This window comes from Escherichia sp. E10V5 (assembly GCF_004212315.1).
Taxonomy (GTDB): domain Bacteria; phylum Pseudomonadota; class Gammaproteobacteria; order Enterobacterales; family Enterobacteriaceae; genus Escherichia.
Genome location: NZ_RHJM01000023.1, coordinates 37660 through 55397, shown reverse-complemented (window position 1 = coordinate 55397; position 17738 = coordinate 37660). Strand labels below are relative to the sequence as shown.

Here is a 17738-nt window from a genome sequence, read left to right as displayed (position 1 = left end):
ATCAATCAGAACAACGCACAATGAAAGCATCGGTCATCTGGAGTCTTTATGAAACTTTTTCGTATCCTCGATCCTTTCACTTTAACCTTGATCACGGTGGTATTGCTGGCTTCTTTCTTTCCGGCCAGCGGCGGTTTTGTCCCCTTCTTTGAAAATCTGACCACGGCAGCTATTGCCCTGTTGTTCTTTATGCACGGTGCGAAGCTGTCGCGTGAGGCGATAATTGCTGGCGGTAGTCACTGGCGATTGCATTTGTGGGTAATGTGCAGCACCTTCGTACTGTTTCCGATTCTGGGCGTACTGTTTGCCTGGTGGAAACCGGTAAATGTCGATCCGATGCTCTATTCCGGTTTTCTCTATTTGTGCATTCTCCCGGCTACCGTGCAGTCTGCAATCGCCTTTACTTCAATGGCGGGCGGTAATGTCGCGGCGGCGGTTTGTTCTGCGTCGGCATCCAGCCTGCTGGGGATTTTCCTTTCGCCGTTGCTGGTCGGTCTGGTAATGAATATCCACGGAGCAGAAGGCAGTCTGGAACAGGTTGGTAAGATTATGTTGCAACTACTGCTGCCGTTCGTGCTGGGACATCTTTCTCGCCCGTGGATTGGTAACTGGGTAGCACGCAATAAAAAGTGGATAGCAAAAACCGACCAGACATCCATTCTTTTGGTCGTTTATACGGCATTCAGCGAAGCCGTCGTTAACGGCATCTGGCACAAAGTCGGTTGGGGTTCGCTGCTGTTTATTGTGGTAGTTAGCTGCGTATTGCTGGCTATTGTGATTGTGATTAACGTCTTTATGGCGCGTCGACTGGGTTTCAATAAGGCAGATGAAATCACTATCGTCTTCTGTGGCTCGAAAAAGAGTCTGGCGAATGGTATTCCGATGGCGAACATTCTGTTCCCCACATCGGTGATCGGTATGATGGTACTGCCGTTGATGATTTTCCATCAGATCCAACTGATGGTCTGCGCGGTGCTGGCGCGTCGTTATAAGCGCCAGACCGAGCAACTACAGGCGCAGCAGGAAAGCAGCGCCGGAAAAGCTTAAAGCGGACGTTTCAGGGGCTGGACCAGTTGCGCCAGCCCCTCGGTTTTAATCAGCAACGTGATTTGCATTAACTCACCGAGTTTGCCTGCCGGAAACTCATCTTTGCGGGCAAACCACAGCAGATACTCTTCCGGCAGGTCGATTAAGCGACGCCCTTTGTACTTGCCAAACGGCATCACCGTATTGGCAATTTCAATCAGCTGCTCTTTTTCCACCTCAGCTCCCCAGCAAACGCAGCATTTCAGCTTCGTCGATGACTTCAATACCCAGTTCCTGCGCTTTCGCCAGTTTAGAACCTGCAGCTTCTCCGGCAATCACCAGATCGGTTTTCTTCGACACGCTGCCCGCCACTTTCGCGCCCAGTTCGATCAAGCGAACTTTAGCGTCATCACGCGACATCTGACTTAAGCTACCGGTGAGCACCACGGTTTTACCGGCAAACGGGCTGTCGATCTCTTCCGCGTTAATCACCACCGGCGCAGGCCAGTGAACGCCTTCAGACAACAGTTCACTGATGACATTACGGTTACTTTCTTCGGCAAAGAAGTTGTGAACATGAGATGCCACCACGATCCCGACGTCTGGCACTTTTTGCAGCTCTTCAATCGAGGCTGATTCCAGCGCTTCCAGCGTGCCAAAATATGCCGCCAGACCTGCTGCGGTAGCCTCACCGACTTCACGGATGCCAAGGGCATAGAGGAAGCGGGCAAAGGTGGTTTCTTTCGCTTTTTCCAGCGCGTTAACCACATTTTGTGCCGATTTCGGCCCCATTCGCTCCAGTCCGGTAAGTTTGCCTGCGGTGAGTTTGAACAGGTCCGCCGGAGTGTGAACGTATTCTTTTTCAACCAGCTGGTCGATAATTTTGTCACCCATGCCATCAACGTCCATCGCACGACGGGAAACAAAGTGTTTCAGCGATTCTTTACGTTGAGCACCGCAAATCAGGCCACCAGTACAGCGAGCAACCGCTTCACCTTCCACACGTTCCACGTCAGAACCACATACCGGGCAATGCGTCGGGAATACAACCTCACGGGTATCTTCCGGGCGTTCAGAAAGCACGACGTTAACCACTTGTGGGATCACGTCACCTGCGCGGCGAATCACCACTTTATCGCCAATGCGTAAACCGAGACGTTCAATTTCGTCGGCATTATGCAGTGTGGCGTTGCTCACCAGCACGCCTGCAACATGGACAGGTTCCAGACGCGCAACGGGCGTAATCGCTCCTGTACGCCCAACCTGAAACTCTACATCGCGCACAAAAGTCATTTGTTCCTGCGCAGGGAATTTAAACGCAACAGCCCAGCGCGGGGCGCGGGAAACAAAGCCAAGTTGCTCCTGCTGCGCCAGCGAGTTGACCTTAATGACTACACCGTCAATATCAAAGCCCAGCGTCGGGCGGTCTTCTTCCACTTTGTGGTAAAACGCCAACACGTCTTCTGCTGATTCGCAAAGCGTTACCCGATCGCTGACTGGTAATCCCCACGCTTTAAACTGCATTAAGCGGCCCAGATGAGTATCCGGCAACTCGCCACCTTCCAGTACGCCAACGCCATAGCAGAAGAAAGTAAGCGGTCGCTTCGCAGTAATACGCGGATCAAGCTGGCGCAGAGAACCTGCCGCCGCATTACGTGGGTTAGCAAACACTTTTCCGCCCGTGCGTCGCGCCTCTTCGTTAATCTTCTCAAAGCCCGCCTGCGGCAGGAACACTTCACCACGCACTTCCAGACGTGCTGGAATATTCTCACCATGCAGTTTCAGCGGAATGGCGCGAATGGTACGCACGTTAGACGTGATGTCTTCCCCAGTAGTGCCATCGCCACGGGTTGCCGCGCTTACCAGTACACCATTCTCATACAGAATGCTGACGGCAAGCCCATCGAGCTTTAACTCGCAGCACCAGGTCACTTTTTCGTTGCTTTTCAGACGATCCTGTACGCGTTTGTTGAAGGCGAGAAAACTCTCTTCATCAAATACGTTATCCAGCGACAGCATTGGTACTTCATGACGGATCTGGCTAAAGGCTGCCAGCGGCGCAGCACCTACACGTTGGGTAGGTGAATCAGGGGTAATCAGCTCTGGATGTTTGGCTTCCAGCTCACGTAACTCGCGCATCAGCCTGTCGTATTCAGCGTCGGGAATTTCCGGCGCATCCATCACATGATAAAGATATTCATGGTGGCGAAGCGTCGTTCGCAGTTCTGTCAGTTGTTGTTCGATTGATTCCATATCGCACCATCAATGCTAAAAACCCCCGACAAGCGGGGGTTCGAAAAGAAGTTGATTTGCCCTAAGTGTATCAGGCGTTGGCGTCTTTGACTTCGCGGATGATGTCCTGATACTCGCGCAGTTTCTGCGGAGTCATCATACGGCGCTGATCGTCAAGCACTACGCCGCCTACTTCATCGGCAATATGCTGCGCGGATTGCAGCATCAGCTTGAAGTTTTGCAGTTCATCACCGTAAGACGGCACCTGCATGAAGATAGTGACACCCGGCGTTGTGAAATCCTTCATTTCAGGATCAAAGGTTCCCGGTTTCACCATATTCGCCAGGCTGAATAACGCCGGGCCGCTGCCATCCGGGCTAAGATGGCGATGATAAATATTCATATCGCCAAAGATAAAGCCCGCCTGTTGAATGCTATTAAGAAGCAGTTCACCGTTCAGCTCGCTACCGTGATGCGCCGCGACGTTCATGATGATCACCGCTTCTTTGCGCTTCGGCTTATCCATCACAGGCGCTGGTTCAGCTACAGGTTCAGGCTGCGGTGCCGCTACAGGTTCCGCGGTCTGGAAAGTAGGCTGCGGAGCTGGAGGCACCTGCGAAACAACCGGCTGTTCAGGCTGCGGCGGGTAAGCCGGCTGCTGTACTGGCTGCGGTTGTTGCACTGGCTGCGGTTGCTGAACAGGCTGCGCTGAATGCGGAGCATGTTGCGGCGGTACCTGCGCTTCAGGCGGCTGCTGAACCGGTTGACGCGGTTGCGCAGACGCATAAGGCGGTTGGTACTGGTGTTGCGGCGACGGACGAGCAGCCTCATGCTCCTGGGCGTTAGCCGGGGCATGATTTACGCGGTGAACACGAACCTCACCAACGCCCTCATCATCTTCGACATCCTCGTCATAAGAATCGTCGTCACGTTTTGACTTCATTCGTTTTAGTGGCCGATCGCGAAACATAGAAGATCGTTCTTTACGGCTGGTCCAGAAACCATGTACCAGTAAAGCGATTATGGCGATCGCGCCAACAATGATTAATATCAGACGCAAATCCTGCATCATTATATTCTCTGTTGTTCTAACACCTTGCCACCACGGCAAACATTTACTCACTAAGAGTATTTGTCGATTACCTCAAGTGCAAGTGCACTATTAACTTTCACAGCACAAAGATAGATGAAATCGTGCTTTTTGCTGGTTTTTCGAACATATCCTAACTGTCCATTGCGCAAATACCCGGTAAAATACGCAGAACTTTCCTGGGATTGGTCAAAAGGAGCATATCCTGATTATGGTTTCAACATTCACATCTGCCTCACGCAGCGGTTTTTACTATTTTGCGCAAGGCTGGAAGCTCGTCTCGCAACCTGGGATTCGCCGTTTTGTCATCTTACCGCTGTTGATCAATATATTGTTGATGGGAGGCGCGTTCTGGTGGCTCTTTAGCCAGCTGGATGTTTGGATCCCGTCGTTAATGAGTCACGTACCTGACTGGCTGCAATGGTTGAGCTATTTGCTGTGGCCTGTAGCGGTTATCTCCGTGCTACTGGTTTTTGGCTATTTTTTCTCCACCATCGCCAACTGGATTGCCGCACCATTTAACGGTTTGTTGGCTGAACAACTGGAAGCAAGACTGACTGGCGCTACGCCACCGGATACCGGTATTTTCGGCATCATGAAAGATGTGCCGCGGATTATGAAACGTGAATGGCAAAAGTTTGCCTGGTATCTGCCGCGCGCGATTGTATTGCTGATCCTTTACTTCATCCCTGGCATTGGGCAAACCGTCGCACCGGTGCTGTGGTTCCTGTTCAGCGCCTGGATGTTAGCCATCCAGTACTGCGACTATCCGTTCGATAACCACAAAGTGCCATTCAAAGATATGCGCACTGCCCTGCGCACGCGCAAAATCACTAATATGCAGTTTGGTGCTTTAACCAGCTTGTTCACGATGATCCCGGTACTCAACCTGTTCATCATGCCGGTGGCCGTTTGTGGCGCTACGGCGATGTGGGTCGATTGCTACCGCGCTAAACATGCATTATGGCGGTAACAATTTACCGATTGTTTTGTAAACATTATGTGTGGAACAGGGGTGGCTTATGCCGCCCCTTATTCCATCTTGCGAGCCATTATTTCCCTTCTGCATATAGATATGCTAAATCCTTACTTCCGCATATTCTCTGAGCGGGTATGCTACCTGTTGTATCCCAATTTCATACAGTTAAGGACAGGCCATGAGTAAGATTTTTGAAGATAACTCGCTGACTATCGGTCACACACCGCTGGTTCGCCTGAATCGCATCGGTAACGGACGTATTCTGGCGAAGGTGGAATCCCGAAACCCCAGCTTCAGCGTTAAGTGCCGTATCGGTGCCAATATGATTTGGGATGCCGAAAAGCGCGGCGTACTGAAGCCGGGCGTTGAGTTGGTGGAGCCAACCAGCGGCAATACCGGGATTGCACTGGCGTATGTGGCTGCCGCTCGCGGTTATAAACTCACTCTGACCATGCCGGAAACCATGAGTATTGAACGCCGCAAGCTGCTCAAAGCGTTAGGTGCAAACCTGGTGCTGACCGAAGGTGCTAAAGGCATGAAAGGCGCAATTCAAAAAGCGGAGGAAATTGTTGCCAGCAATCCAGAAAAATACTTGCTGCTGCAACAATTCAGCAACCCGGCAAACCCGGAAATTCATGAAAAAACCACCGGCCCGGAGATCTGGGAAGATACTGACGGTCAGGTCGATGTGTTTATTGCTGGTGTCGGCACTGGCGGTACGCTGACCGGCGTCAGCCGCTACATTAAAGGCACCAAAGGCAAGACTGACCTCATCTCTGTTGCCGTAGAACCAACCGACTCTCCCGTTATCGCCCAGGCGCTGGCAGGTGAAGAAATCAAACCCGGGCCGCATAAAATCCAGGGCATCGGTGCTGGCTTTATCCCGGCTAACCTTGATCTCAAACTGGTCGACAAAGTTATTGGCATCACCAATGAAGAAGCCATCTCTACTGCGCGTCGCCTGATGGAAGAAGAAGGCATTCTTGCCGGGATCTCTTCCGGCGCGGCTGTTGCTGCAGCGTTGAAACTACAAGAAGATGAAAGCTTTACCAATAAGAATATTGTGGTTATTCTGCCATCATCGGGTGAGCGTTATTTAAGCACTGCACTGTTTGCCGATCTCTTTACCGAGAAAGAACTGCAACAGTAATGCCAGCTTGTTAAAAATGCGTAAAAAAGCACCTTTTCAGGTGCTTTTTTGTGGCCTGCTTCAAACTTTCACCCCTCCTGGCATTGATTCAACTTGTCGGAACTGGTATTTAACCTGACTAATTATTTTGATGCGCGAAATTAATCGTTACAGGAAAAGCCTTAGCTGAATCGATTTTATGATTTGGTTCAAGTCTTCCTTTAGCGGCATAATGTTTAATGATGAACGAAACGTCAGCGGCCAACATCCGCCAGCAATGGACTGTATAGAGCACTTCGTGCGTCGCGTCTGTTAAAACTGGCGCTAACAATACAGGCTAAAGTCGAACCGCCAGGCTAGACTTTAGTTCCACAACACTAAACCTATAAGTTGGGGAAATACAATGTTCCAGCAAGAAGTTACCATTACCGCTCCGAACGGTCTGCACACCCGCCCTGCTGCCCAGTTTGTAAAAGAAGCTAAGGGCTTCACTTCTGAAATTACTGTGACTTCTAACGGCAAAAGCGCCAGCGCCAAAAGCCTGTTCAAACTGCAGACTCTGGGCCTGACTCAAGGCACCGTTGTGACTATCTCTGCAGAAGGCGAAGACGAGCAAAAAGCGGTTGAACATCTGGTTAAACTGATGGCGGAACTCGAGTAATTTCCCGGGTTCTTTTAAAAATCAGTCACAAGTAAGGTAGGGTTATGATTTCAGGCATTTTAGCATCCCCGGGTATCGCTTTCGGTAAAGCTCTGCTTTTGAAAGAAGACGAAATCGTCATTGACCGGAAAAAAATTTCTGCCGACCAGGTTGATCAGGAAGTTGAACGTTTTCTGAGCGGTCGTGCCAAGGCATCTGCCCAGCTGGAAACGATCAAAACGAAAGCTGGTGAAACGTTCGGTGAAGAAAAAGAAGCCATCTTCGAAGGGCATATTATGTTGCTCGAAGATGAGGAGCTGGAGCAGGAAATCATAGCCCTGATTAAAGATAAGCACATGACCGCTGATGCAGCTGCTCATGAAGTTATCGAAGGTCAGGCTTCTGCCCTGGAAGAACTGGATGACGAATACCTGAAAGAGCGTGCGGCCGACGTACGTGATATCGGTAAGCGCCTGCTGCGCAACATCCTTGGGCTGAAGATCATCGACCTGAGCGCCATTCAGGATGAAGTAATCCTGGTTGCCGCTGACCTGACGCCGTCTGAAACCGCACAGCTAAACCTGAAGAAGGTGCTGGGTTTCATCACCGACGCGGGTGGCCGGACTTCCCACACCTCTATCATGGCGCGTTCTCTGGAACTGCCAGCCATCGTGGGTACCGGTAGCGTCACCTCTCAGGTGAAAAACGACGACTATCTGATTCTGGATGCCGTAAACAATCAAGTTTACGTCAATCCAACCAATGAAGTTATTGATAAACTGCGCGCCGTTCAGGAGCAAGTTGCTTCTGAAAAAGCAGAGCTTGCTAAACTGAAAGATCTGCCAGCAATTACGCTGGACGGTCACCAGGTCGAAGTGTGCGCTAACATCGGTACTGTTCGTGACGTTGAAGGTGCAGAGCGTAACGGCGCTGAAGGCGTTGGTCTGTATCGTACCGAATTCCTGTTCATGGACCGCGACGCGCTGCCAACCGAAGAAGAACAGTTTGCTGCTTACAAAGCGGTGGCTGAAGCGTGTGGCTCACAGGCAGTTATTGTTCGTACCATGGACATTGGCGGCGATAAAGAGCTGCCGTACATGAACTTCCCGAAAGAAGAGAACCCGTTCCTCGGCTGGCGTGCTATCCGTATCGCGATGGATCGTAAAGAGATCCTGCGCGATCAGCTTCGCGCTATCCTGCGTGCCTCTGCTTTCGGTAAATTGCGCATCATGTTCCCGATGATCATCTCTGTTGAAGAAGTGCGTGCACTGCGCAAAGAGATCGAAATCTACAAACAGGAACTGCGCGACGAAGGTAAAGCGTTTGACGAGTCAATTGAAATTGGCGTAATGGTGGAAACACCGGCTGCCGCGACAATTGCGCGTCATTTAGCCAAAGAAGTTGATTTCTTTAGTATCGGCACCAATGATTTAACGCAGTACACTCTGGCAGTTGACCGTGGTAATGATATGATTTCACACCTTTACCAGCCAATGTCACCGTCCGTGCTGAACTTGATCAAGCAAGTTATTGATGCTTCTCATGCTGAAGGCAAATGGACAGGTATGTGTGGTGAGCTTGCTGGCGATGAACGTGCTACACTTCTGTTGCTGGGGATGGGTCTGGACGAATTCTCTATGAGCGCCATTTCTATCCCGCGCATTAAGAAGATTATCCGTAACACGAACTTCGAAGATGCGAAGGTGTTAGCAGAGCAGGCTCTTGCTCAACCGACAACGGACGAGTTAATGACGCTGGTTAACAAGTTCATTGAAGAAAAAACAATCTGCTAATCCACGAGATGCGGCCCAATTTACTGCTTAGGAGAAGATCATGGGTTTGTTCGATAAACTGAAATCTCTGGTTTCCGACGACAAGAAGGATACTGGAACTATTGAGATCATTGCTCCGCTCTCTGGCGAGATCGTCAATATCGAAGACGTGCCGGATGTCGTTTTTGCGGAAAAAATCGTTGGTGATGGTATTGCTATCAAACCAACTGGTAACAAAATGGTCGCTCCGGTTGACGGCACCATTGGTAAAATCTTTGAAACCAACCACGCGTTCTCCATCGAATCTGATAGCGGCGTTGAGTTGTTCGTTCACTTCGGTATCGACACTGTTGAACTGAAAGGCGAAGGCTTCAAGCGTATTGCTGAAGAAGGTCAGCGCGTGAAAGTTGGCGATACTGTGATTGAATTCGATCTCCCGCTGCTGGAAGAGAAAGCCAAGTCTACCCTGACTCCGGTTGTTATCTCCAACATGGACGAAATCAAAGAACTGATCAAACTGTCCGGTAGCGTGACTGTGGGTGAAACCCCGGTTATTCGCATCAAGAAGTAATTCTTGCCGCAGTGAAAAATGGCGCCAATCGGCGCCATTTTTTATGCTTCCGCCAACGGCGGCAAAATCAATTCATCGCTCTCATGTTGCTGGGTGTAGCGCATCACCTCCAGCACGCGTAAGCCTGCGCTGTGTACCGCGTCAGTTAATTCCTTACCTTTCAACAAGCCACTAATGAGCTGGGCGCAAAACAGATCGCCTGTTCCTTTAAGGTCCGTCTTTACCCGAGAATGGGAAATGACATTCTCGCTGTCGGCACTGACCACTACCACCTGCATCTCCTGATTGTCTTCGTTACCAGAGGCGCTGGTAATAACCACCCATTTTAATGTGTCTGAAAGCAAACTTTTTGCTGCGGCAATGGCGCTGTCGAGATCGCGGCAGTTTTTACCGGTCAGGATTTCCAGCTCAAAGATATTTGGCGTAATTCCCTGCGCCAGTGGCAACAAATATTGCCGATACGCCTCCGGAAGATCAGGTTTGACGTAGATACCGCTATCAATATCGCCAATGACCGGATCGACCATAATCAATAAGTCAGGATGGTTTTCGCGTAATACAGTCAGCCACTCGGCAAGTATTTTGATTTGCGACGCGGTTCCCATATAGCCGGTGGTGACAGCGCGCAGCTGGCGCAGCGCATCACGCTCCTGTAGTGCACGTAAATAGCCGCTAAACCATTCATCCGGAATCGCACCACCGTAGAACGTATCATAATGTGGCGTATTGCTGAGCAACACGGTCGGCACGGCAAAGACATTCAGGCCGTTCTGTTTAATAGCAGGCACGGCAATGCTGTTGCCTACGCTGCCATACACCACCTGCGACTGCACAGCGACAATATCCGCCTGCAACGCTCTGCTCTTATCGTTAAACAACAACAAACTACTCATTTAATTTTTCTCCTTGCCGATGATCCTCATCGCATCCCAACCGAAACTTTACCTGATTTTGGCAGTCAAATCGGCTATCACAAAACAAGGATATGGTAATTCAGTGAAGAAAATCATTTGTCTGGTCATTACGCTGTTAATGACACTCCCCGCTTACGCGAAGTTAACTGCCCACGAAGAAGCCCGCATCAACGCCATGCTGGAGGGATTAGCACAGAAAAAGGATTTGATATTTGTGCGCAACGGTGATGAACATACCTGCGATGAAGCAGTTTCGCATCTGAAGTTGAAGCTCGGCAACACGCGCAACCGCATTGATACCGCCGAGCAGTTTATTGATAAAGTGGCTTCGTCATCATCGATTACCGGTAAGCCGTATATCGTGAAGATGCCCGGTAAGAGCGATGAGAATGCACAGCCTTTTTTACATGCGTTAATTGCGCAGACGGATAAAACGGTGCCTGCGCAATAATCTTAAATCCCCGCCCCCTGGCTAAAGTGCTCTTCCCCGAATACCCCGGTGGAAAGGTAGCGATCGCCGCGATCGCAGATGATCGCCACCACCACCGCGCCAGGGTTAGCTTTTGCCACGCGTATCGCGCCAGCAACCGCACCGCCAGAGCTTACGCCGCAGAAAATCCCTTCCCGCACCGCCAGTTCACGCATGGTGTTTTCCGCATCGCGCTGATGAATATCCAGCACCTCATCCACCAGCGAAGCGTTAAAGATGCCTGGCAGATATTCCGCAGGCCAGCGGCGAATGCCGGGAATGCTGCTGCCCTCTTCCGGTTGCAGGCCGACAATTGTCACAGTACTGGATTGCTCGCGCATAAAGCGTGACACGCCGGTAATGGTGCCGGTCGTCCCCATGCTGGAGACAAAATGGGTAATGCGCCCGCCGGTTTGCTGCCAGATTTCCGGCCCGGTAGTGGTGTAATGGGCGTAAGGGTTATCGGGATTATTGAACTGATCGAGCAGCTTTCCTTCACCACGATTCGCCATTTCAAGCGCCAGATCGCGCGCTCCTTCCATGCCCTGTTCTTTGGTAACCAGAATCAGTTCCGCGCCGTAAGCCAACATCGCCGCACGGCGTTCCTGACTCATGTTGTCCGGCATCAGCAATTTCATGCGATAGCCTTTTAGCGCGGCAATCATCGCCAGCGCAATGCCAGTATTGCCACTGGTGGCTTCAATCAGCACGTCGCCCGGTTTAATTTCCCCGCGCTTTTCCGCCTCGGCGATCATCGATAGCGCCGCACGATCTTTCACCGAGCCTGCCGGGTTATTGCCTTCCAGTTTTAACCACACTTCACTGCCGTTATCCGGCCCCATTCGCTGCAACTTCACCAGAGGCGTATTGCCAATTGTTTGTTCTAATGTACTCACGATCTCTGTCCATACGTGGTGTTGCCTGATGCGACGCTTGCACGTCTTATCAGGCCTACAGGTTACAAACCTTGCCATTAAAAAGCCCGGATCGCGGGAAGCGCCTCCGGGCGTTTAACATTCACTCAACCTATCAGGCGCTTTGTGCGAGAGCAAGTTCCTCATCGCGGGTTTCAATACGCTCGTCGCCGTTATACAGCCGCGCATGTTGCAGACCAACGAATAAACGCTCGCCACGCTGCGGGGCGTCGTCGCCATGCATCACGACCGTCAGCGGTTCGTTGTACCACCCCAGCGGCTGCACGACTAATTGGGTGTAGTGCCCTTTCGGGCTGGCTTCCAGCACCTGGACCGGCAGTGGCGATTCAAGGCTGGTGCGGCGGCTGATATCCACTTCCCACGGGCGCAGGAAGAGATCCACCGGCCCCTGATACGCAGGCGTATACCCCAGCGGCCAGCGATGTGCACCAACGTGGAACTGCCCGCCGCGAATGGTTCCCTGCAGGCGGTTTACTTCGCCCATAAATTCGAGCACAAAACGGGTCGCTGGTTCGCGCCATACCTGGTCCGGCGCATCAGCCTGTTCGATATTGCCCTGGCTCATCACCACTACACGATCGGCTACTTCAGTCGCTTCTTCCTGGTCGTGGGTCACGAACACGCTGGTGAATTTCAGCTCTTCGTGGAGTTGACGCAGCCAGCGACGCAGTTCTTTACGCACCTGCGCATCCAGCGCGCCAAAGGGTTCATCGAGCAGCAGAATTTGCGGTTCCACAGCCAGCGCGCGCGCCAGCGCCACGCGCTGTTTCTGGCCGCCAGAAAGCTGGGCCGGATAACGATCCGCCAGATGGGCAAGCTGCACCATCTCCAGCAATTTTGTCACTTTCGCTTTGATGGCTGCGGCATTCGGGCGCTCGCGACGCGGCAGCACCGTCAGGCCGAAAGCGATATTGTCGAACACCGTCATATGGCGAAACAGCGCGTAATGCTGAAACACGAAACCGACTTTACGATCGCGCGCGTGCAGGCGGCTGACGTCGGTGCCGTGGAAGCGAATATGCCCACTGGTTTGATGCTCCAGCCCGGCAATAATGCGCAGCAGCGTGGTTTTCCCGGAACCGGACGGCCCCAGCAATGCGACCATCTGACCAGAAGGAATATCCAGTGAGATATCGTTCAGCACCTGGGTGCGACCAAACGACTTCTTAATATTGGCAATCTCAATGCTCATGATGTTCCTCCTGCTGCGCGCGTTTTTCCTGATTTTCCAGGCGCCACTGCAACATACTCTTTAAAAACAGGGTGATAATCGCCATCAGCGTCAACAACGCGGCGGCGGTAAAGGAGCCGACGGTGTTGTAGTCCTGCTCCAGCAATTCAATCTGTAACGGCAGCGACAGGGTTTCGCCGCGAATCGAGCCGGAAACCACAGATACCGCGCCAAACTCGCCAATCGCGCGGGCGTTGGTCAGCACCACGCCATAAAGCAGCGCCCAGCGAATATTCGGCAATGTGACGCGGCGGAACATCTGCCAGCCAGACGCGCCAAGCAAAATCGCCGCTTCGTCTTCCTGGCTGCCCTGGCTTAACATCACCGGCACCAGCTCGCGCACCACAAACGGACACGTCACGAAGATGGTGACCAGCACCATTCCCGGCCAGGAGAACATAATTTGCAGATTATGTTCATCCAGCCAGCCGCCCAGCGGGCCGTTAGAGCCGTAGAACAGCAGATACACCAGGCCTGCGACCACCGGAGAGACGGCAAACGGGATATCCAGCAGCGTCAGCAGCAACTGACGCCCAGGAAAATCAAAACGTGTCACCAGCCAGGCCAGCAGGATGCCGAACACCAGGTTCACCGGCACGGCAATCAGCGCAATCATTACCGTCAGCCAGATGGCGTGCAGCATGTCTGGATCGGCCAGATTCTGTAAAACCGGCATCAACCCTTTGCTGAATGCCTGTACGAAGATGTAAATCATCGGCACCAGCAGGATGAACGCCGAAACCAGCATCCCGGTGCCAATCAGAAACCATTTGCCCCAGTTAATCGGGCGCGCGTCATAACGCTTCAATTGGGTAACTTCCGCCATTAATGACCTACCACACGCCGACCAAAGCGACTTTGCAGAGTGTTAATTGAGAACAACAGCAGGAGGGATGCCGCGAGGATCACCGAGGCAATCGCGCTCGCCGCCGGGTAATCAAACTCCTGTAAGCGAACGAAAATCATCAGCGACGTCACTTCCGTCTTCCAGGCGATGTTCCCGGCGATAAAAATTACCGCGCCAAACTCACCGAGGCTACGGGTAAACGACAGCGCCACGCCCGCCACCAGCGCCGGAGAAAGCTCCGGCAGCACCACTTTACAGAAACTCTGCCAGCGCGTTGCGCCGAGCGTTTCTGCCGCTTCTTCATATTCCGGGCCTAACTCTTCCAGCACCGGCTGCACGGTACGCACCACAAACGGAATGCTGGTAAAGGCCATCGCTACCGCAATCCCCAGCCAGGTGTAGGTGACTTTGATATCAAACTTCGCCAGCCATTCACCGTAAAAACCGTTCACAGAAAAGAGCGAGGCCAGCGTCAAACCGGCCACCGCCGTTGGCAGCGCAAAGGGTAAATCCATCAGTGCATCAAGCAGCGTGCGGCCAGGGAAGCGATAACGGGTTAAAATCCACGCCATCAGCAGGCCGAAAACGCCGTTAAAAATCGAAGCCACAAACGCCGACAGCAGCGTCACTTTGTAGGCCGCGACCACCTGCGGGTTGGTGATCACTTCCCAGTACTGCGCCCAGCTCATCTCAGAAAGCTGCATCACCAGCGCGGAGAGCGGCAGCAGCAAAATCAGGCACACAAACAGCAGACTGGTGCCAAGGCTTAAGGTAAAGCCCGGCAGCACGCGTCTTGATGAAACTGCAAACATCAGTTACGCCCCGCCGCTAACAGCTTGTCTAACTCGCCGCCGCTGGTGAAGTGAGTTTTCATCACTTCCGGCCAGGAGCCAAATTTGTCTTCCACGCGGAACAGCTCGGTCTGCGGGAATTTATCTTTCAGTTTGTCCATGACTTCCGGATTATTTACGCGGTAGTAATAGTCGGTGATGATGGTCTGCGCCTGCGGGCTATAGAGCCAGTTCAGGTAGGCTTTGGCAGCTTTTTCTGTGCCGTTGGCCTGCACGTTTTTATCGACCCATGCCACCGGAAATTCCGCCAGAATGTTGGTTTTCGGAATAACGACTTCAAAGCCCTGCGCTTCGTACTGTTTGCGGATATTGTTCACTTCCGATTCAAAGCTAATCAGTACGTCGCCCAGGCCGCGCTCGGCAAAAGTGGTGGTCGCACCACGACCGCCGGTATCGAACACTTCAACGTTTTTCAGGAACTGGGTCATAAACTGTTCGGTTTTGGCTTTATCGCCACCGTCAGCTTTATCCGCTGCGCCCCACGCGGCTAAATAGGTGTAACGCGCGTTACCGGACGTTTTCGGGTTCGGGAAAATCAGCTTCACGTCGGAGCGCACCAGGTCGTTCCAGTCGTGGATATTCTTCGGGTTGCCCTTACGCACCAGGAAACCCATGGTGGAGTAGAACGGCGAACTATTATTCGGCAGGCGCGACTGCCAGTCCGCCGGGATCAGCTTGCCTTTGTCATGCAGGATTTGTACGTCGGTCACCTGGTTATAAGTTACAACGTCTGCTTTTAAGCCCTGCAAAATCGCCAGCGCCTGTTTTGATGACCCGGCATGAGATTGTTTTATCGTCAGTTTGTCGCCGCCGTTATCTTTGGCCCATTGCTGTTCAAACGGCGGGTTCAGGGCGGCAAACAGCTCGCGGGAGACGTCATAAGAACTGTTCAGCAGTTCCGTTGCCTGTACATGGCCCGCCAGCAGCAGAGAAGCGACCAGCGCGAGTGAGTTCTTTTTCAGTAAGTTAACGGCCATTGCGCACCCTTATAAATTTAATGACTTTCTAATAGCCATCATATTTATAACGGACGTGAAAGGAGTAACGGTTTTATATACCGTTTGGTGATTTGGAAGTTGAAAAGGGAATAAGACGAAATCCTCCCCACACATGCAGGGAGGAAACAGAGGTGAATCAGATACCGACGCTAACCGTCTCCGGCAGTGTGCTGCCGCCATCAATCACATTCTGTGTACCGGTTAAATAGCTGGATTCATCCGATGCGAGGAAGGCTGCCAGTTCGCCGACTTCCAGCGGATCGGCGAGGCGACGCATCGGGATTGCTTTTGCCATTTCAGTCAACACCGATTCTGGATCTTCCGGGTTCGACTGACGGGCAATACTTTCCGCCATTGGCGTGCGCACGTAGCCCGGACAAATCGCATTTACGCGAATACCAGACTGCGCGTACTCCACCGCCAGCGATTTAGTCAGGCCAACAATCGCCGCTTTCGTTAAGGCATACGCCGTTTCGCCAGGATCGGCCACCATATCGCCAGTGACTGAAGACATCATCACAATGCGGCCATCTTTGCGGGCAATCATCTCCGGCAGCACCGCCTTTGTGACGTTCCATACGCCTTTAATATTGATATCAATATGGAAATCGCGATCGTCATCGCTCATATCGAGGAAACTGCCCAGGCGACAAACGCCTGCGTTATTCACCAGGATATCAATGCGCCCTTCTTTTTCCTTCGCGCGCTTGATAGCAGCAGCTACCGACGCGGGGTCACGCACATCGGCGACAACCGCCGTACAGCGATGACCACGACCACACAGTTCGTCCGCCAGCTTTTCGATCTCAGGGGAGATATCCAGCAAGATTAGATTCGCGCCATGACGTGCAAAAGTTCTGGCAATTCCTTCGCCAATTCCCTGCAATGCGCCTGTAATCAGTGCTGTCTTGCCCGTGAGTTTACCCATTTCAAGTTTCTCCTTTTGAATACAGAGCATTACGCTCTATTGTCCTTACCATACCTGAATGACAGATCAATGCTGAGGAGTGGATCTAAATTCAGGAAAATCTTAAGTAAAATCTTCCATAACCACAACGCTGTCATTGTACACATTCACTGCTGTACATAATCAGGCAGGGAGATATGATTCACTCCAGATGAAATTATTCGAAGGCAAATATTTAAGGTGATTGTATATGCAACTTGAAAAGATGATTACAGAAGGCTCGAATGCCGCCTCGGCTGAAATTGACCGCGTTTCGACACTGGAGATGTGCCGGATTATCAACGATGAAGATAAAACCGTACCACTCGCCGTTGAGCGCGTACTGCCAGATATTGCAGCGGCGATCGATGTTATTCACGCCCAGGTGAGCGGCGGCGGCCGTCTGATTTACATCGGTGCGGGGACCTCTGGTCGTCTGGGTATTCTTGATGCCAGTGAATGTCCGCCGACCTACGGCGTGAAACCGGGCCTGGTAGTTGGTTTGATTGCTGGCGGCGAATATGCCATTCAGCACGCGGTGGAAGGCGCGGAAGATAGCCGGGAAGGCGGCGTTAACGATCTGAAAAGTATTAATTTAACGGCACAGGATGTGGTGGTTGGTATTGCCGCCAGCGGTCGTACGCCGTATGTGATTGCCGGACTGGAATACGCCCGCCAGCTCGGTTGCCGCACAGTGGGAATTTCCTGTAATCCGGGGAGCGCCGTTTCAACTACCGCAGAGTTTGCTATTACGCCGATTGTTGGGGCTGAAGTGGTTACCGGTTCTTCGCGAATGAAAGCAGGCACGGCGCAGAAACTGGTGCTCAATATGCTCTCCACCGGTCTGATGATTAAGTCAGGCAAAGTGTTCGGCAACCTGATGGTCGATGTGGTCGCCACCAATGAAAAACTGCATGTACGCCAGGTCAATATCGTTAAAAACGCCACCGGATGTAGCGCTGAGCAAGCGGAAGCGGCATTGGTTGCCTGCGACCGCCATTGTAAAACGGCTATTGTGATGGTGCTGAAAAATCTCGATGCCGCAGAAGCTAAAAAACGCCTGGATCAACATGGCGGCTTTATTCGCAAAGCTCTGGAAAAGGAATAA

At 52.1% G+C, this 17738-nt stretch carries 18 protein-coding genes; 8 read left to right on the top strand and 10 right to left on the bottom strand.

All coding sequences use genetic code 11. The annotated features are described in order from the left end of the window. Window positions 1-48 precede the first annotated feature (48 nt). Window positions 49-1047, top strand: a complete 999-nt coding sequence (locus D9738_RS16680) for a bile acid:sodium symporter family protein (protein ID WP_130260675.1) — start codon at window positions 49-51, stop codon at window positions 1045-1047. On the opposite strand, the gene D9738_RS16675 is transcribed toward D9738_RS16680, so the two are convergent. The 3 genes from D9738_RS16675 to zipA all read right to left on the bottom strand — a co-directional run bounded on the left by D9738_RS16675 (window position 1044) and on the right by zipA (window position 4330). Further along, window positions 1044-1262 (bottom strand): DUF3820 family protein, encoded by a 219-nt coding sequence (locus D9738_RS16675; protein ID WP_130260674.1) that lies wholly within the window; start codon window positions 1260-1262, stop codon window positions 1044-1046. The two genes, D9738_RS16680 and D9738_RS16675, sit on opposite strands and share 4 nt — an antisense overlap. A gap of 1 nt (window position 1263) precedes the next feature. Further along, complete coding sequence (gene ligA, locus D9738_RS16670) at window positions 1264-3279, bottom strand: NAD-dependent DNA ligase LigA (RefSeq protein ID WP_130260673.1); 2016 nt, start codon at window positions 3277-3279, stop codon at window positions 1264-1266. Between the two features lie 70 nt (window positions 3280-3349). Then, window positions 3350-4330: a cell division protein ZipA gene (gene zipA, locus D9738_RS16665; protein ID WP_130260672.1), complete on the bottom strand. Its 981-nt coding sequence runs from the start codon at window positions 4328-4330 to the stop codon at window positions 3350-3352. 229 nt (window positions 4331-4559) lie between these two features. Between zipA and cysZ the strand changes: the two genes are divergently transcribed. The 5 genes from cysZ (at window position 4560) to crr (ending at window position 9439) form a co-directional block, all read left to right on the top strand. Further along, window positions 4560-5321: a sulfate transporter CysZ gene (cysZ, locus tag D9738_RS16660; protein ID WP_130260671.1), complete on the top strand. Its 762-nt coding sequence runs from the start codon at window positions 4560-4562 to the stop codon at window positions 5319-5321. A 184-nt stretch (window positions 5322-5505) separates the two neighbouring features. Continuing rightward, a complete protein-coding gene (cysK, locus tag D9738_RS16655) occupies window positions 5506-6477 on the top strand; it encodes a cysteine synthase A (protein ID WP_000034402.1) in 972 nt (323 codons plus the stop codon). Window positions 6478-6859: 382 nt separating this feature from the next. After that, window positions 6860-7117 carry a phosphocarrier protein Hpr gene (gene ptsH / locus D9738_RS16645; protein ID WP_000487600.1) on the top strand — a complete coding sequence of 86 codons (258 nt, stop codon included), beginning with the start codon at window positions 6860-6862 and terminating at the stop codon, window positions 7115-7117. Between the two features lie 44 nt (window positions 7118-7161). Continuing rightward, window positions 7162-8889 carry a phosphoenolpyruvate-protein phosphotransferase PtsI gene (ptsI, locus tag D9738_RS16640; protein ID WP_000623129.1) on the top strand — a complete coding sequence of 576 codons (1728 nt, stop codon included), beginning with the start codon at window positions 7162-7164 and terminating at the stop codon, window positions 8887-8889. 40 nt (window positions 8890-8929) lie between these two features. Beyond that, a complete protein-coding gene (gene crr, locus D9738_RS16635; RefSeq protein ID WP_000522247.1) occupies window positions 8930-9439 on the top strand; it encodes a PTS glucose transporter subunit IIA in 510 nt (169 codons plus the stop codon). 41 nt (window positions 9440-9480) lie between these two features. Here the strand turns inward: crr and pdxK are convergent, their stop codons facing one another. Continuing rightward, window positions 9481-10332 (bottom strand): pyridoxine/pyridoxal/pyridoxamine kinase, encoded by an 852-nt coding sequence (gene pdxK, locus D9738_RS16630; protein WP_130260670.1) that lies wholly within the window; start codon window positions 10330-10332, stop codon window positions 9481-9483. A gap of 103 nt (window positions 10333-10435) precedes the next feature. Between pdxK and D9738_RS16625 the strand changes: the two genes are divergently transcribed. Continuing rightward, on the top strand, window positions 10436-10804 hold the full coding sequence (locus D9738_RS16625) for a YfeK family protein (RefSeq protein WP_130260669.1): 369 nt from the start codon (window positions 10436-10438) through the stop codon (window positions 10802-10804). A gap of 2 nt (window positions 10805-10806) precedes the next feature. Here D9738_RS16625 and cysM read toward each other — a convergent pair whose 3' ends face one another. The 6 genes from cysM to ucpA all read right to left on the bottom strand — a co-directional run bounded on the left by cysM (window position 10807) and on the right by ucpA (window position 16612). After that, a complete protein-coding gene (gene cysM / locus D9738_RS16620) occupies window positions 10807-11718 on the bottom strand; it encodes a cysteine synthase B (protein WP_130260668.1) in 912 nt (303 codons plus the stop codon). A 133-nt stretch (window positions 11719-11851) separates the two neighbouring features. Further along, window positions 11852-12949 carry a sulfate/thiosulfate ABC transporter ATP-binding protein CysA gene (cysA, locus tag D9738_RS16615; RefSeq protein WP_130260667.1) on the bottom strand — a complete coding sequence of 366 codons (1098 nt, stop codon included), beginning with the start codon at window positions 12947-12949 and terminating at the stop codon, window positions 11852-11854. After that, on the bottom strand, window positions 12939-13814 hold the full coding sequence (cysW, locus tag D9738_RS16610) for a sulfate/thiosulfate ABC transporter permease CysW (RefSeq protein ID WP_000852695.1): 876 nt from the start codon (window positions 13812-13814) through the stop codon (window positions 12939-12941). The genes cysA and cysW overlap by 11 nt, the downstream gene beginning before the upstream one ends. Then, window positions 13814-14647, bottom strand: coding sequence for a sulfate/thiosulfate ABC transporter permease CysT (cysT, locus tag D9738_RS16605; RefSeq protein WP_000458420.1), 834 nt, complete (start codon window positions 14645-14647; stop codon window positions 13814-13816). The genes cysW and cysT overlap by 1 nt, the downstream gene beginning before the upstream one ends. Beyond that, on the bottom strand, window positions 14647-15663 hold the full coding sequence (gene cysP, locus D9738_RS16600; protein WP_000290223.1) for a thiosulfate/sulfate ABC transporter substrate-binding protein CysP: 1017 nt from the start codon (window positions 15661-15663) through the stop codon (window positions 14647-14649). The genes cysT and cysP overlap by 1 nt, the downstream gene beginning before the upstream one ends. Before the next feature lie 157 nt (window positions 15664-15820). Further along, entirely contained in the window at window positions 15821-16612 is a 792-nt protein-coding gene (gene ucpA / locus D9738_RS16595; protein ID WP_000517431.1) for an SDR family oxidoreductase UcpA, read from the bottom strand. Window positions 16613-16841: 229 nt separating this feature from the next. Here ucpA and murQ point away from each other — a divergent pair, with 229 nt between their 5' ends. Then, a complete protein-coding gene (gene murQ / locus D9738_RS16590; RefSeq protein ID WP_130207386.1) occupies window positions 16842-17738 on the top strand; it encodes an N-acetylmuramic acid 6-phosphate etherase in 897 nt (298 codons plus the stop codon).